This is a genomic window from Kineococcus sp. DHX-1, from assembly GCF_042473625.1.
GTDB lineage: Bacteria > Actinomycetota > Actinomycetes > Actinomycetales > Kineococcaceae > Kineococcus.
This window is the reverse complement of sequence record NZ_CP170445.1, coordinates 2,721,073-2,736,056: the sequence shown is the minus strand read 5'-3', so window position 1 is coordinate 2,736,056 and position 14,984 is coordinate 2,721,073. Positions and strand designations below refer to the sequence as shown.

11 protein-coding genes are annotated in these 14,984 nt (G+C 73.7%); 5 read left to right on the top strand and 6 right to left on the bottom strand.

The genetic code is table 11. The annotated features are described in order from the left end of the window. Positions 1-77 precede the first annotated feature (77 nt). A complete protein-coding gene (gene glgP, locus ACFEMC_RS13190; RefSeq protein WP_380170058.1) occupies positions 78-2,642 on the top strand; it encodes an alpha-glucan family phosphorylase in 2,565 nt (854 codons plus the stop codon). On the opposite strand, the gene ACFEMC_RS13185 is transcribed toward glgP, so the two are convergent. Together ACFEMC_RS13185 and glgX are read right to left on the bottom strand one after the other, a co-directional pair. Further along, positions 2,632-3,318, bottom strand: coding sequence for an alpha/beta fold hydrolase (locus ACFEMC_RS13185; RefSeq protein ID WP_380170057.1), 687 nt, complete (start codon positions 3,316-3,318; stop codon positions 2,632-2,634). The genes glgP and ACFEMC_RS13185 overlap by 11 nt on opposite strands. A 42-nt stretch (positions 3,319-3,360) precedes the next feature. After that, positions 3,361-5,532: a glycogen debranching protein GlgX gene (gene glgX / locus ACFEMC_RS13180; RefSeq protein ID WP_380170056.1), complete on the bottom strand. Its 2,172-nt coding sequence runs from the start codon at positions 5,530-5,532 to the stop codon at positions 3,361-3,363. Positions 5,533-5,566: 34 nt separating this feature from the next. On the opposite strand from glgX, the gene ACFEMC_RS13175 reads away from it, so the two are divergent. After that, positions 5,567-6,796, top strand: coding sequence for a cysteine desulfurase family protein (locus tag ACFEMC_RS13175; protein WP_380170055.1), 1,230 nt, complete (start codon positions 5,567-5,569; stop codon positions 6,794-6,796). Beyond that, the gene (gene mnmA, locus ACFEMC_RS13170) at positions 6,796-7,908 is read left to right on the top strand and encodes a tRNA 2-thiouridine(34) synthase MnmA (RefSeq protein WP_380170054.1); all 1,113 of its coding nucleotides are present in this window, start codon (positions 6,796-6,798) and stop codon (positions 7,906-7,908) included. Before ACFEMC_RS13175 ends, mnmA begins: the two co-directional genes overlap by 1 nt. Here mnmA and ACFEMC_RS13165 read toward each other — a convergent pair. The 3 genes from ACFEMC_RS13165 to ACFEMC_RS13155 form a co-directional block, all read right to left on the bottom strand. Next, the gene (locus tag ACFEMC_RS13165; protein ID WP_380170053.1) at positions 7,821-9,761 is read right to left on the bottom strand and encodes a putative bifunctional diguanylate cyclase/phosphodiesterase; all 1,941 of its coding nucleotides are present in this window, start codon (positions 9,759-9,761) and stop codon (positions 7,821-7,823) included. The genes mnmA and ACFEMC_RS13165 overlap by 88 nt on opposite strands. A 63-nt stretch (positions 9,762-9,824) precedes the next feature. After that, positions 9,825-10,571, bottom strand: coding sequence for a DUF222 domain-containing protein (locus tag ACFEMC_RS13160; protein WP_380170052.1), 747 nt, complete (start codon positions 10,569-10,571; stop codon positions 9,825-9,827). Continuing rightward, positions 10,568-11,269 carry a hypothetical protein gene (locus ACFEMC_RS13155; RefSeq protein WP_380170051.1) on the bottom strand — a complete coding sequence of 234 codons (702 nt, stop codon included), beginning with the start codon at positions 11,267-11,269 and terminating at the stop codon, positions 10,568-10,570. Before ACFEMC_RS13155 ends, ACFEMC_RS13160 begins: the two co-directional genes overlap by 4 nt. A gap of 401 nt (positions 11,270-11,670) precedes the next feature. On the opposite strand from ACFEMC_RS13155, the gene ACFEMC_RS13150 reads away from it, so the two are divergent. Both ACFEMC_RS13150 and ACFEMC_RS13145 read left to right on the top strand, forming a co-directional pair. Further along, the gene (locus tag ACFEMC_RS13150; RefSeq protein WP_380170050.1) at positions 11,671-12,006 is read left to right on the top strand and encodes a hypothetical protein; all 336 of its coding nucleotides are present in this window, start codon (positions 11,671-11,673) and stop codon (positions 12,004-12,006) included. A gap of 344 nt (positions 12,007-12,350) precedes the next feature. Further along, on the top strand, positions 12,351-13,160 hold the full coding sequence (locus ACFEMC_RS13145; protein ID WP_380170049.1) for an alpha/beta fold hydrolase: 810 nt from the start codon (positions 12,351-12,353) through the stop codon (positions 13,158-13,160). Between the two features lie 526 nt (positions 13,161-13,686). Here ACFEMC_RS13145 and ACFEMC_RS13140 read toward each other — a convergent pair. Continuing rightward, the gene (locus ACFEMC_RS13140) at positions 13,687-14,958 is read right to left on the bottom strand and encodes a DUF445 domain-containing protein (protein ID WP_380170048.1); all 1,272 of its coding nucleotides are present in this window, start codon (positions 14,956-14,958) and stop codon (positions 13,687-13,689) included. Between the last annotated feature and the right edge of the window lie 26 nt (positions 14,959-14,984).

The following is a 14,984-nucleotide window of genomic DNA, read 5'->3' as shown; positions in this document are numbered from 1 at the left end:
CGCCCGTCGCGGGGAAGTCGGCGCGGATGGGGGTGAACCCGTCGCGGTGGGGTGATCACCGGTCTAGGGTCGGCGCCGTGAGAGCAATCAGGCGCTTCACCGTCCGCACCGTGCTCCCTGCGCCCCTGGCGCCGCTGGGTGACCTGGCGAGCAACCTGAGGTGGTCGTGGCACAAGCCCACCCGGGACCTGTTCGAGTCCATGGACCCCGCCGCCTGGGTCGCGGTCCACCGCGAACCCGGAGCGCTGCTGGGTGCTCTGAGCACCGAACGGCTCGACGCGCTCGCGCAGGACGCGCAGTTCGTCGAGCGGGTCCGTGCAGCCGCCGCCGACCTCGAGGCGTACCTGTCCCGGCCCGGCTGGTACGCCGGGCTGGGCGCCGACGCGCCCGCCGCGATCGCGTACTTCTCCATGGAGTTCGGGATCACCGGCGCGCTGCCGCAGTACTCCGGCGGGCTCGGGATCCTCGCGGGGGACCACCTGAAGTCGGCCAGCGACCTGGCCGTGCCCATCGTCGGCGTGGGCCTGTTCTACGCGACGGGGTACTTCAAGCAGTCGCTCTCGCGCGACGGCTGGCAGCAGGAGACCTACCCGGTCCTGGACCCCGACGGCCTGCCCCTGTCGCTGCTGCGCGAGGGCGACGGCAGCCCGGCGAAGGTGTCGGTGGACCTGCCCGGTGGCCGCCGGCTGCACGCCCAGGTCTGGAAGGCGCAGGTCGGCCGCGTGCCGTTGCTGCTGCTGGACTCCGACGTCGAGGAGAACGACGAGGCCGCCCGCGGTGTCACCGACCGCCTCTACGGCGGCGGCGGCGAGCACCGGTTGCAGCAGGAACTCCTGTGCGGCATCGGCGGGGTCCGGGCGCTGCGGTTGTGGTCTCGGCTGACCGGGGCTCCGGAGCCGGAGGTCTACCACACCAACGAGGGGCACGCGGGGTTCCTGTCCGTCGAGCGCATCCGCGAGCAGGTCGAGCGCGGGCTCACGTTCGACGAGGCCCTCGAGGCCGTGCGCTCGGCCACCGTGTTCACGACGCACACGCCCGTCCCCGCCGGCATCGACCGGTTCGGCCGCGACCAGATCGGCCTCTACTTCGGCGGCGACAACCCGCTGCCCGGGGTCCCCGTCGAGCGCATCCTGGCCCTGGGCGCGGAGGACTACCCCGGCGGTGACCCGGGCGTCTTCAACATGGCCGTCATGGGGTTGCGGCTGGCGCAGCGCGCGAACGGTGTCTCGCAACTCCACGGCGCCGTCAGCCGCGGGATGTTCGACGGCCTCTGGCCGGGTTTCGACGCCCCCGAGGTCCCGATCTCCTCGATCACCAACGGCGTGCACGCGCCGACGTGGGTGGCGCCCGAGGTGTTCGCGATGGGCAAGCAGTACATCGGTCCCGAACTGCCCCGCGAGGGCCTGGGGTTCGAGAAGGTGGGGCAGGTCCCCGACGAGGAGATCTGGCGCACCCGCCGCGTCCTGCGCGGCCGGCTCGTCGAGGACGCGCGGCGGCGGCTGAAGCTGTCGTGGTTGCAGCGCGGGGCGTCCGAGGCCGAACTGGCCTGGACGAAGGACGTGCTCGACCCCGACGTCCTGACGATCGGTTTCGCCCGCCGGGTGCCGACGTACAAGCGGCTCACGCTGATGCTGCGCGACCCCGAGCGGCTCAAGCAGTTGCTGCTGCACCCGCAGCGGCCCGTCCAGCTCGTCATCGCCGGCAAGTCGCACCCTGCCGACGAGACGGGCAAGCGGCTCATCCAGCAGATGGTGCGCTTCGCCGACGACCCGGCCGTGCGGCACCGCATCGTCTTCCTGCCGAACTACGACATCACGATGGCGCTGTCGCTGTACCCGGGCTGCGACGTCTGGCTCAACAACCCGTTGCGGCCGTTCGAGGCGTGCGGGACGTCCGGCATGAAGGCCGCGCTCAACGGCGGCCTCAACCTGTCGATCCTCGACGGGTGGTGGGACGAGTGGTACGACGGCGGCAACGGCTGGGCGATCCCCACCGCCGACGGCGTCGACGACCCCGACCACCGCGACGACCTCGAGGCCGCGGCCCTCTACGACCTCGTGGAGAACTCCGTCGCGGCGCGGTTCTACGACCGCGACGAGCGGGGGCTCCCGGCGCGCTGGCTGGAGATGGTGCGGCACACGCTCGCCTCCCTCGGGCCCAAGGTGCTCGCGAGCCGGATGGTCACCGACTACGTCCAGCAGCTCTACGTCCCGGCGGCCCAGGCCGGCCGTGCGGCCGCGGCGTCGTCGGCGGCGGGGGCCAAGGACCTGGCGCGCTGGAAGGCGTCCGTCCGGGACGGCTGGTCCGGGGTGCGCGTCGACCACGTCGAGTCCTCCGGGGTCGGCGACTCCGCGCAGATCGGGGACGTCGTCCACGTGCGGGGTTTCGTCTCCCTCGGGGACCTCGCGGTCGACGACGTGGAGGTCCAGGTCGTCCACGGCCGCGTCAGCGAGTCCGACGAGCTGCGTCCCTCCGGCACGGTGCGGCTGACGCCGGCGGAGTCGTTCGGCGACGGCCGGCACCGGTTCGAGGGCGAGTTCGCGCTGCGTCAGACCGGGCCGTTCGGCTACACCGTCCGGATCCTGCCGCGGCACCCGGGCCTGGCCACCGCGGCCGAGCTGGGACTCGTCGTCAACGCCTGAGCCAGGGTTCGACCGCGGTCAGGACCGCTTCGGGGACCGTCAGGTGGGGCCAGTGGCCGGCACCGAGGTCCCCGAGGTCGACCGCGTCCACGAGCGGGTTCAGGCCGCGCAGCACCGTGGGGTCGACGTCCCGGCTGGACCGGACGTGGAGCGTCGGCACGGTGAGCCCGGCCAGCAGTGGTCGCGGGTCGAGCGCCAGCACGGCGTGCCACAGCGGGCGGACGGCGTCGGGGTCGGTGGCGAGGATCCCGGCGACCACCCGCTCGCCCAGGGCGGGGTCGTGCGCGCCCCACGAGCTCCGCATCGACTCCTCCAGCGTCCGCCGCCAGTCCGGGCGCAGCACCGCCTCGGCGCGGGAGGCCTTGTGCGCCACGGCTTCCGGTGTCACAGGAAGGTTCGCGTCAAGCAGCACGAGACGGCGCAGCAGCCCGGGGTGACGGGCGGCGAGGACGAGCCCGGCGACCCCGCCGGTGCTGTGCCCGACGAGCACCGAGCCGGCGGGCACCCGTTCTGCGAGCCGGTCCGCGACCGTCTCCAGCGTCACGGGTGCCACGGCGGCTTCCGCGCCGTGACCGGGGAGGTCCAGGGCGAGCACCCGTTCCGGCGCGAACCCCGGCGCGATGCGCCCGAACTGCCACGGCGCGCACCCGATGCCGGGGACGAGCGCGACGGTCACAGGGATCGGGGGGTCACGGGATCACGGGTCACGGGTCACGGGTCACGGGGTGGCGAACACCCGCACCGACCACGGGGCCACCCGGACCGCCTGGCCCGCGGCGGTGGGGCGGCTGCGCCGGTCCGGGGTGGAGGCCCACCGCGGCACGAACGTCGTGACGCCCTCGAGCGTCGGCAGCGTCACGTCGAGCTGGCGGGGCCCTCCGTTGACGACCACCAGGACCGAGTCGTGCCCGCGGTCCCGGCCGTCGACGAGGACCTGCAGGATCCGCCGGTCCGCCTGGTGCCAGTCCTCCACGGTCATCGGCCGGCCGTCCTCGGCGAACCAGAGCAGGTCCTGGCGCTGGTCGCGGACGGGGGAACCCCGCCGCACTCCGGCCTCCCGCAGGACGGGGTAGCGGCGGCGCAGCGCGAGCAGCTCGCGCACGTCGTCGAGGAGCTCGGTCTGCCAGTCCTGCAGGTCCCAGTCGATCCAGCTGACCTCGTTGTCCTGGCAGTAGGCGTTGTTGTTGCCGCCCTGGCTGCGCCCGAACTCGTCCCCGGCCGTCAGCATCGGGACCCCCGTGGACAGCACGAGGGTGGCCAGCAGGTTCCGGATGGCCCGGCGCCGCAGCTCCAGCACGTCGGCGTCGTCGGTGGCGCCCTCGACGCCGTGGTTCCAGCTCGTGTCGGAGTCGCTGCCGTCGCGGTTGCCCTCGCCGTTGGCCTCGTTGTGCTTGCGGTCGTGGGCGACGAGGTCGGCGAGGGTGAACCCGTCGTGCGCCGTCACGAAGTTCACGCTCGTCAGCCGGCCGCGCTGGACGTCGAACGTGTCCGCCGACCCGGCGAACCGCGTCGCGAGCTCGCGCAGACCGCGTCCGGCGGCGACGGGGGCGGAGTGGCCGAGCGCGATCTCGCGGGCGTCGGTGAGCCAGAACCGCCGGACCCCGTCGCGGTAGCGGTCGTTCCACTCGTGCAAGGGGGCGGGGAACTGCCCCGTGCGCCAACCGAAGGGCCCCACGTCCCAGGGTTCGGCGACCAGCTTGGTCGCGGACAGGACGGGGTCGGTGCCGAGCGCGACGAGGAACGGGTGGTCGGGGGAGAACCCGTCGCGGCCGCGCGCCAGCGTCGTCATGAGGTCGAAGCGGAACCCGTCGACGCCGAACTCCTGCACCCAGTACCGCAGCGAGTCCAGCGTCAGCTGCACGACGCGGCGTTCGGTGAAGTCCAGGGAGTTCCCGCAGCCGGTGACGTCGAAGGGCCGGCCGCCCGCGTCGCGCAGGTAGTACGTCGCGTCGTCCAGGCCCCGCAGCGACAGGTGCGGCCCGTCCGGCCCCTCCTCGCAGGAGTGGTTGTGGACGACGTCGAGCAGCACCTCGATCCCGGCCGCGTGCAGGTCCTGCACGGCACGGCGGAACTCGTCCCGGACGGCGGCCGGCCCGGCGGCCCGGGCCGCGGCCGAGGCGTACGCGGGGTGGGGGGCGTTGAACGCCAGGGTGTTGTAGCCCCAGTAGTTCGACAGCCCGCGCCGGCGCAGGGCGATCTCGGACGTGCTCGCGTGCACCGGCAGGAGCTCCAGCGTCGTGACGCCGATCGAGTGCAGGTGCTCGAGGACGGCAGGGTGCGCCAGCGCCGCGTACGTCCCGCGCAGCTCCTCCGGGACGCCGGGGTGCCGCTGGGTCAGGCCGCGCACGTGCGCCTCGTAGACGACGGTGTCCGCCCACGGGACGCGGGGCCGTTCGTCGGCGCGGACCCGCAGCTCCTGCGGCAGTTCGCCCAGGACGACGCCGAGCGGCACGTGCGGGGCGCTGTCGCGGGGGTCCGCGACGGCGAGGTCGCCGCGCAGCGTCTCGTCGACGGTGTGGCCGAAGACCTCCGGTCGCAGCGCGACCTCGCCGTCGATCCCCCGGGCGTACGGGTCGAGCAGGAGCTTGGCCGGGTTGTGCCGCAGCCCGCGCTCGGGGTCCCAGCGGCCGTGGACGCGCAGGCCGTAGCGGGCGCCGACGACGAGGCCGGGGACGTGGCCGTGCCAGACGCCGTGGTCGACGTCCGTCAGCCGGGTGCGCGTCTCGGACCCGTCGGTCGCGACGACGCAGACGTCGACCGCGTCGGCGTGCCCCGCGAAGACCGCCACGTCGGCCCCCTGGCCGTCCTCGCGCAGGGTCACCCCCAGCGGGTGGCTCCGGCTGCCGGTGCCGGGAGGTGCGGGTGGGGCCGGACGGATCGGGACGGGCACCGGCGCAGTCTGTCAGTTCCTTACACTCGACGCTGTGACGGCGGACCACCGGGCCTACCTGGACCACGCCTCGACGACCGCCCTGCGGCCCGAGGCCCTGCAGGCGTACGTGGCCGAGACCGCCCGCGGGGCGGGCAACCCGTCGTCGCTGCACTCGGCCGGCCGCCGCGCCCGCGTGGCGGTGGAGGAGAGCCGCGAGACGCTGGCGGAGCTGCTGGGAGCCCGTCCGGGCGAGGTCGTCTGGACCTCCGGGGGCACCGAGAGCGACAACCTGGCCCTCACCGGGCTGTACCGGGCGCGGCGCGACGCCGACCCGGTGCGCCGGCGCATCGTCCTGGCCGCCACCGAGCACCACGCGGTCCTGGACTGCGTCGAGTGGCTCGAGGCGCGCGAGGACGCCGTCGTCAGCTGGGTCCCCGTCGACGGGACGGGGCTGGTCGACCCGGCCGCGCTCGCCGAGGTCCTCGGCGACGGCACGGACGTCGCGCTCGTCTCGCTCATGTGGGCCAACAACGAGGTCGGGACCGTCCAGCCCGTCGCGGCTGCGGCCGAGGCCGCCCACGCGGTGGGCGTGCCGCTGCACACCGACGCCGTCCAGGCCGTCGGTCACCTGCCCGTCGACTTCGCCGCCTCCGGCGCGGACCTGCTGTCGCTGTCGGCCCACAAGTTCGGGGGGCCGGTCGGCACCGGGGCGCTGCTGGTGAAGCGCGGGACGACGCTCGTGCCGCTGCAGCAGGGCGGCGGGCAGGAGCTGGGCGTGCGCTCGGGCACGCTCGACGCCCCCGGCGCACGCGCGACGGCGGCGGCCCTGCGCGCGGCGGTCGGCGGCCTGCCGGACGAGGCGGTGCGGCTCGCCGCCCTGCGCGACCGCCTGCTGGCCGGGGTGTCGCAGGTGCCCGGCGCCGTCGTGCGCGGGGCCCTGCCGGGGCCGGGGCGCCTGCCGGGCAACGCGCACGTCACCGTCGAGGGCTGCGAGGGGGACTCCCTGACCTACCTGCTCGACGCCGCGGGCGTGGAGTGCTCGACGGGGTCGGCCTGCCAGGCCGGCGTCCCGCAGCCCAGCCACGTCCTGCTCGCGATGGGTCTGACGCCGGCGGAGGCCGCGGGCGCGCTGCGGTTCTCCCTCGGCTGGACGTCCACCGACGCCGACGTCGACGCGGTGGTGGCCGCGCTGGGGCCGGCCGTCGAGCGGGCCCGCCGGGCCAGCGGTTCCCGGGCCGGCCGGACCCACCGGCGACGTCCCGCCCTGGCGGGGGGTGCCTGATGCGCGTCCTGGCCGCCATGAGCGGGGGAGTGGACTCCGCGGTCGCCGCCGCACGCGCCGTCGAGGCGGGGCACGACGTCGTCGGCGTCCACATGGCCCTGAACCGCAACCCCGGGACGCTGCGGACGGGGTCGCGGGGCTGCTGCACGATCGAGGACTCCCTGGACGCCCGCCGCGCCGCGGACCTGCTGGGCATCCCGTTCTACGTGTGGGACCTCTCGGAGGACTTCGTCGAGGACGTCGTCGAGGACTTCGTCGCCGAGTACGCCGCGGGCCGCACCCCGAACCCGTGCGTCCGGTGCAACGAGCGCATCAAGTTCGCCGCGCTGCTCGACAAGGGCATCGCGCTGGGCTTCGACGCCGTCGCGACGGGCCACTACGCGCAGGTTTGGACGAACCCGGACGGCACGGCGGAACTGCACCGCGCCGCGGACGAGGCGAAGGACCAGTCCTACGTCCTCGCCGTCCTGGACGCCGACCAGGTCGCGCACGCGATGTTCCCGCTCGGCGACGCCCCGACGAAGGCGCAGGTGCGCGAGGAGGCCCGTCGTCGTGGGCTGCCCGTGGCGGACAAGCCGGACAGCCACGACATCTGCTTCATCCCCGACGGCGACACGCGCGGGTTCCTGGCCGACAAGCTCGGGGAGGTTCCCGGGCAGATCGTCGACGAGTCCGGCGTGGTCCTCGGCGACCACACCGGGACGTACGGGTTCACGGTCGGGCAGCGCAAGGGCCTGGGGATCTCGCGCCCCGCAGCCGACGGCCGACCCCGGTACGTGCTGAGCATCGAACCCGTCCGCCGGACGGTGACCGTCGGTCCGGCCGAGCGGCTGGCCGTGACGGGACTGGACGCCGTCGACCCGGTGTGGAACTGTCCGCCGCCGCAGGGGCCCGTCGAGGTCCACGTGCAGGTGCGGGCGCACGGCGAGGCGGTTCCGGCGGTCGTCGAACCCGTCGGCGACGGGATCTCCGTGGCGTTGCGGACTCCGCTGACGGGCGTCGCGCCCGGGCAGACGGTCGCCGTCTACCGGGGGACGAGGGTGCTGGGTTCGGCGACCATCGCGGGGACGTCCGCGGGGAGTTCGGCCGGCAGTTCCGCGCGGACCTCCTGAGCCGGCTGCGGCCTGGCGTAGAGGTACCCCTGGGCGTAGGTGCAGCTGAGGTCGCGCAGCACCTCGGCCTGCTGCTCGGTCTCGACGCCCTCGGCGACGACGTCGAGGCCGAGGCTGCGGGCGAGTTCGATGATGGAGGCGACGAGCAGCGTCGCCGACCCGCCGAGGGCGAGGTCGCTGACGAAGGACCGGTCGATCTTGACGGTGTCGACCGGCAGCCGGCGCAGGTAGGACAGGCTCGAGTACCCGGTACCGAAGTCGTCGATCGCGACGAGGACCCCGGCGGCGCGCAGTTGCGCGAGGCGCGCCGACACGGCTTCCAGGTCCCCGACGAGGACGCTCTCGGTCACCTCGAGCGTGAGCTGGGAGGGTCGTAGTCCGCTGTCGCGCAACGCGTCCCGCACGACGGTGAGGACGTCGTCGCTCGCGAGCTGGACCGCGGACAGGTTCACGGCGATGCCCACCGGGTACCCGCGTTCGGCCGTCCACGCCGCGGCCTGGCGCGTGGCGGTGCGCAGCACCCAGGCGCCGATGGCGAGGATCTCACCGCTGGCCTCGGCGAGGGGGACGAAGTCCAGCGGGGAGACCATGCCGCGCTCGGGGTGGCGCCAGCGCAGCAGCGCCTCGTACCCCTTGGCGCGCGCCGCCTGCCCGGCCGGCGCGGAGTCCCCGCTCTGGCGCCGGTAGTCGACCGTCGCCTGGTAGAAGACCTCGAACTGCCCGTCCGCCAGGGCCCGGCCGAGGTCGTCGCGCAGGGACGCCTTGTCCTGCGCGGCGGTGGACATGCCCTCGGCGTAGGCGACGAGGCGGTTCTTGCCGCTGGACTTGGCCCAGTACATGGCCAGGTCGGCGTTGCGCAGGAGTTCGGCGGCGGCGTCCAGGTCGCTGCGCTGCTGGCACAGCGTGGAGGCGTCGGCCGTGCCGAGGCTGGCGTGGACGTGGACCTGCTGACCGTCGAGCAGGACCGGCTGGGCCAGGCTGGCCAGGAACCGGTCGCCGACGCGCCGGGCGGCCGCCTCGCCGCCGCGGATGACGACGGCGAACTCGTCCCCGCCGAGCCGGGCGACGAGGTCACCGCTGCGCACGCAGGCGCGCAGCCTCTGGGTGACGGCGAGCAGCAACTGGTCGCCGGCCGCGTGCCCGCGGGAGTCGTTGACGTTCTTGAAGTCGTCGAGGTCGACGAAGAGGACGCCGACGTCGTCGCGTCGGGACAGGGCGCGGGTGAGGAACTCCTGCAACAGCGTGCGGTTCGCCAACCCCGTCAGCGGGTCGCGCAACCCCTGCTGCTCGTTGAGCCGCCAGGAGGCGAGGTGGGTGACGCTGGCGGCGAGGACGAACGCCGCGTGGACGACCATCCAGCGCCAGGGGTGGTCCATCGCCGCGTGGTGGCTGTAGACGAACCGGGGTTCGAGGGTGCCGAGGACGCCGTGGTGCACGACGACGATGAAGAGCCCGATCGAGAAGGGCACCCAGTCCTGGTAGAGCGCCACCAGACCGATCATCACGAAGAAGTGGAAGTGCGCCTCGGTCTGCCCGTCCCAGAACTGCACCAGGACCGTGGAGGCGGTGAACAGGCTGGCTGACGCCCCCGCCGACCGCAGCTTGCGCGAGTAGCCCGTGGGAACCGCGAGAGCCAGCGGAGCCAGCACGAGAGCGCCACCGGCGAGCACCGTCCACGGCGACAGTCCCTGGAACGCGCCGAACACGATGAGACCGACGGCCTGCAACGCCGCGACGCGCACGATCGCGCCGTGCCGACGGTGCCACACCTCGTCGGGCAGCATCCGGCCCTGGGGGAGCAGGGAGACCACTGCGCCGGTGGAACGTCGCAGCAGGCTGCGGGGGGAGCTCACGCCTCACCTTCGACCGCTTGAGGTCTCAACTGCAGGAGCGTCCCCCGATCGGCGGATGACGTTTCAGGCAGCGGCGCGGTCGGGTGGGTCGTCTTGCTGCAGGGCGAGGGCGAGTTCCCGGGCCTTGGCGAGGAGTCCGGGGTGGTCGTTGCCTGTCCACGGTCCGGGGTCGGCGAGCCGCCCGAGGTGGCGGTGCAGGGTGCGGGTCTGCGGCAACCCGTCCTCACCGAAGCGGGCTTCGTGCCGTCCGGCGTGCAGGGCTCGGTGGTGTCGGCCGCACAGCAGGATGAGGTTCTCCACGCTGGTCGGTCCGCCGTCGGACCAGTGGATGACGTGGTGGTAGTGGCAGGCCCACGCCGGGGCGCCGCACCCGGGGGCGGTGCACCCGCGGTCGCGTTCGGCGACCAGGAGGCGTTGGGCGGGGCTGGCGTGCCGGTCCAGGGTGTGCAGGGAGCGGGGCCGGCCCAGGCGGTCCAGGACCGCGACCGCGATGTCAGCATCGCAGGTGGCGGCGCGGAGCGTGGCTTCGCTGACGGGGCCGTGCCCGTCGACGCTGGCCGTTCCCACCTGCACCGAACCGGCGTCGTCGAGGGTCGCGCGTAGGACGACGGTGGCCTTGTGCGCGACGACCGTCTCGACGTCGCTGGCGGGGTGGTGCGCGCCGGTGGTGACGAGGTGCACGAGGCCGTCGTGGCGGCGTTGCACGGTGGACCGCGTGTCGACGTCATGACCCGAAGGTTCAGGGCGGGAGGCGGCGTCGACGGCGGCGCGGACGATGACGGCGGCGGCCTCGTCGAGGTCGACGGTCATGCGCAGCAGGCCGTGCCGGCGGGTGAAGGTGAGGGCACGTCGGCTGGTGGTGTCCGGGTCGAGGTCGCGGTAGCCGCGGTCGACGCGTTCGGGTCCAGGCGGGTGAGGAGTTCCTCGCTCAGCTGGTTCGCGGTGCCCAACGGTTGGGTGCCGGTGACGGTGGCGAAGTGTCCGTCGATGAGGTCGGCGCGGCGTCGGGTGGTCCACGCCGTCTCCCCGCTGTCCATCTGCACTTCCATGTCGACGGTCCCGCGGCGCAGCGGGGTCGGGATCGACTGCAACGCACGCACCGCGCCGTGGATGTGGTGCAGGGTGGTGTTCCCGGCTGCCAGTTGATGCCCGGTGCGGGCGAGGGAACCGCGGTCCCCATCGAGCCCGCCGATCTTCCCGTCCCAGTGCGCGTCGGGGTCGGTGTGCCGGGCGGCGGCGACGTCCTTGCGGGCCAGGGTGCGGGACAGGTTCACCGGGTGGGTGGCGAGCAGATCGGTGACGGTGCCGTCGGTGGTGTGGTTCAGGGCGGCGCGCAGGAGGTGGAGTTTGGCGGCGTCGAGGCGGTTGCCGAGGGCGTACGCGGCGCGGACGGCGTGGTCGATGTCGTCGCGGTCGAAGGTTCCCAGCGGCAGGGTGAGCAGGTCGTCCAGGGCAGCGGTCAGGCGCGCGAGGGCGTCCTGGGCTGCGTGCTGGGCGGTGTGCGTCACGTGTTCCAGGGTAGTCGAACAAACCCTGAAGGACTAGCCCAACGGCCTCGCAACTTCATGTGCGGCAACGGTTCACGCGGCGTTGACTGTGGATCGTCGTGTGGATGGTCGTGTGGATGATGGACAGCGGAGCTGGTCGAAGCGTTCCACCGCGACCCTGCAGAAGCGTGTCCGCGGACGCTGTCTCCTCGTACCGTCGGACGGTGGAGCAGCCGTCGTGAACGAGGGGGGAGGACGGTTGAGTGGGCAGGCCGGCACTGGACTCAGCGCGCCGCGCCTGCGCTCGAGCTCTGGCAGCGGAGGGTTTCTCGCGTGGGAAGCGGGCCCTGGTGCGCGACCTGGGAGACGGCCTGGTGGCGCAGGTGACGGTGGAGGGTGGCAGCACGGGGTGGGCTCGTGGGGTGAGCGTCGGCGTCTCCGTGCACCGCGAGGCTGACCGCGTGGAAGCCGCCGCCCGGTGTGGAGAGCCGGCGCGTGCACCGGGGGACGACGACACGTACCTGCCCTTCGCCTTGTCCAGCGACGTCGGCCGTCTGCTGCCTCGTCCACACCATCACGCGTGGGTGGTGGAGGAGGCCGCTGACCTCGATCGGCTGCAGGAAGAACTCCGTGCGTTCTGGGCCGAGTCGGTGTCCCCGCACGTGGGGCGCAGGGCAGCGCTGCTGCGGATCGCACGGACGTCGGACTTCCGTCAGGCGGTCGGCGGGGCGTGGGCAACCTGTGCGATCCAGGCTTGATGTCGCTGTCGCCCGCGTACGTTGACAGGTACTTTCCGGGCGTTGGTCCGGGGTTGCTGCGGTTGGACGAGCGACAGTGGCTGGAGAAGGACGAGGTCCGCCCTCGGGCGGCGTGTGCTGAGCACGGTCGGTCTGTCGGGGCTGGTGGCACCTGGCCGGACCCTGTCGAGATGACTCGTCGGGATGAGCTGTCCCGGGGAAGCGCTCCGCGCCGCCGCGAGGTCGCCGGGGAACGTCCTCGTGCCCTGATGACCGCAGGTCCCTGCGCCCGAGCACCCCACGGGGTGGCGGCGCCTGCTCAGCTACGGTCGGTCCGTCCGGACCACCCTCGATCGGAGTCCACCGTGCAGCGTCACCAGCTCCGCCGCGAGGACGTGACTCTGTCCTACCTGGACTCCGGTGGGACCGGGCCCGTGGCGGTCCTGCTGCACGGTCTCGCCGGGAGCGCCCAGGAGATGGCGGCCACCGCGGCGGCGCTGAGCGACCGGTACCGCGTGCTGGCCCTGGACCAACGCGGCCACGGGCACAGCACCCGCCGTCCCGGTGACGTCTCCCGCCGCGCCTTCGTCGACGACGTCGCCGCCCTCGTCGACGCCGCTGCCGACGGCGGTCCCGTCTCGCTGGTGGGGCAGTCGATGGGCGCCCACACGGCGCTGCTGCTCGCCGCGTGGCATCCCCGCCTCGTGCACCGTCTGGTGCTGCTGGAGGGTGGAGTCGGCGGCGGGGAGGACTCCTCGGAGGAGCTGGGGGAGTGGTTCGCCTCCTGGCCGGTGCCGTTTCCGTCCCGGCGCGCAGCAGTGGCACGCCACGACGCGACGCCGATCGCCGAGGCGTGGGCGCAGGACCTGCACGAGCGCGACGGTGGTTACTGGCCCCGCTTCGACGCTGACGTGATGCAGGCGGCCATCGCAGCCGTGGCCGCGGTCGCTCGGTGGACGGAGTGGCGGCAGGTACGGGCGCCGACCCTGCTGGTGCAGGCGGAACACAGTTGCCTCGACACTGCGGAGATCGAACGGATGCTCACGGTGCGACCGGGCACCGGCCACGTCGTCGTGCCCGGTGCGGGTCACGACGTCCACCTCGACCAGCCCGGGGTCTGGGCTCGACTCCTGCGCCGTCACCTGGACACGGGTCACGATCCGCTGGGCAGCTAGTCGTCGCGCGCGCCGAACGTGCGCTCTCCGGGGCGACCGCCTGCTTCGCACGGAAGGCGCCGTGACCGCGGAATCCTCCGACCCGCCCGCACGGGAGCGGAGCGAGGGGCACGATCGACACCATGCGCGGTGCGAGGTTCGATCTCGAGTCGGTGCGCCTCTTCGTGAGTCGGCACGCTCGTCGTGCCCGCGCCACCCGCTCGAACGCCGTGGAGGACGTTCCCGGGCTGCGCCGCGTGCGTTCGCAGCACATGGAGGACGGCTGGATGCACCTGATCTTCGACGGCTGGGACCGTGCAGCGGCCGCTGACGTCGCACACCTCGTCCTGGAGCCGGACGCCGCGACGTTCCTCGTGCTCGGACCCGGGTGCGTCTTCGAGGGGTTCGCGCCGGTCGACGAGGGAGGGGCGTGGGGTGCCGGCCCTCGTGCCTCCGGACACGCCTCCCGAGCTCGAGGAGTCCCACCGGAGGTGACCCCGCGCCGGGAACGGGGTAGGCGTCGACTGCCTCGTGGGGCGGGCGCCGGTCAGCTCACCAGCACCGTCACGGTGTGGATGAACAACCCCACGAGCCCACCGACGACGGTCCCGTTGATCCGGATGAACTGCAGGTCCCGGCCCACGTGCAGTTCGATGCGGCGGGCGGCGTCGTCGCCGTCCCAGCGCGCGACGGTGTCGGAGATGACGGTGGCGAGCTCCGGGGCGAACCGGCGCACCACGTGCCCGGCCGCGTCGGTGAGGTGGCCCTCGACGCGGGCGGCGAAGGCGGCGTCCTCGACGAGGCGGTGGCCCACGTCGACGAGCGCCTCCTCGCTGCGGGTCCGCAGCGAACTGCCCGGGTCGCTCAGCGCGTCGAGCAGGAAACCCCGCACGCTGGACCAGAGGCCCGCGACGGTGTCCGCGAGGCCGGGGGAGCTGAGCAGCCGCTGCTGGAACTCGTCGGCCTTGGCGCGGGTGTCGGGGTCGTTCTGCAGGGCGTCGGCGTACCGGGCGAGCAGGTCGTCGATGGCCTTGCGGCCGGCGTGGCCGCGGTCGTCGACCATCTCGTCGACCCAGCGCTGGGCCTCGGCGTGGACGCGCTTGCCGAGCCGGTCGTTGAGCCAGTCCGGAACCCACAGCGGGGCCCGGTCGGTCACCATCCGGCGCACGAGGGTCTCGTTGCGCCGCAACCAGGTCTGCACCTCGATGAGCGTGAGGTCGACGACGGGGTGGTGCGTCCCGTCGCGCACGACCTCCTCGAGCAGCCGCCCCAGCGTCGGGCTCCACGGCTGCGCGGCCAGGCGCCGGACGAGCACCTGGTCGATGACGGTCGTGACCTCCTCGTCGCGCAGGATCCCGAGCGCGCCGGTGAGGATCGTCGACGCCTCCTCCACCACGCGGCGCGAACCGCCGCGGTCGCACAGCCAGGACCCCACCCGCTGGGGGATCCCCGCCCGCTGCACCTTGTCGCGCACGACGTCCTCGGCGAGGAAGTTCTCGGCGACGAACTGCTCCAGGCTCTTGCCGAGTGCCTCCTTGCGGCGCGGGATGAGCGCGGTGTGCGGGATGGGCAGGCGCAGCGGGTGGCGGAAGATCGCCGTCACGGCGAACCAGTCCGCGACCGCCCCGACCATGGCGGCCTCGGCGGCGGCGTTCACGAAGCCCCACCCGCCCGCCCGGCCGACCGTCAGCGCGTAGACGACGGCGGCGGCGACGAGGAGCCCGGTGGCCAGCAGCCGCATGCGGCGCAGCGCCGAGCGGCGCTCCTCGTCGGTCACACCGTCCCCGAGCGCCGGAGCGGGCAGGCGGGTGGTGCTCACGGGATCGACCTCACCGGGTCATCCTC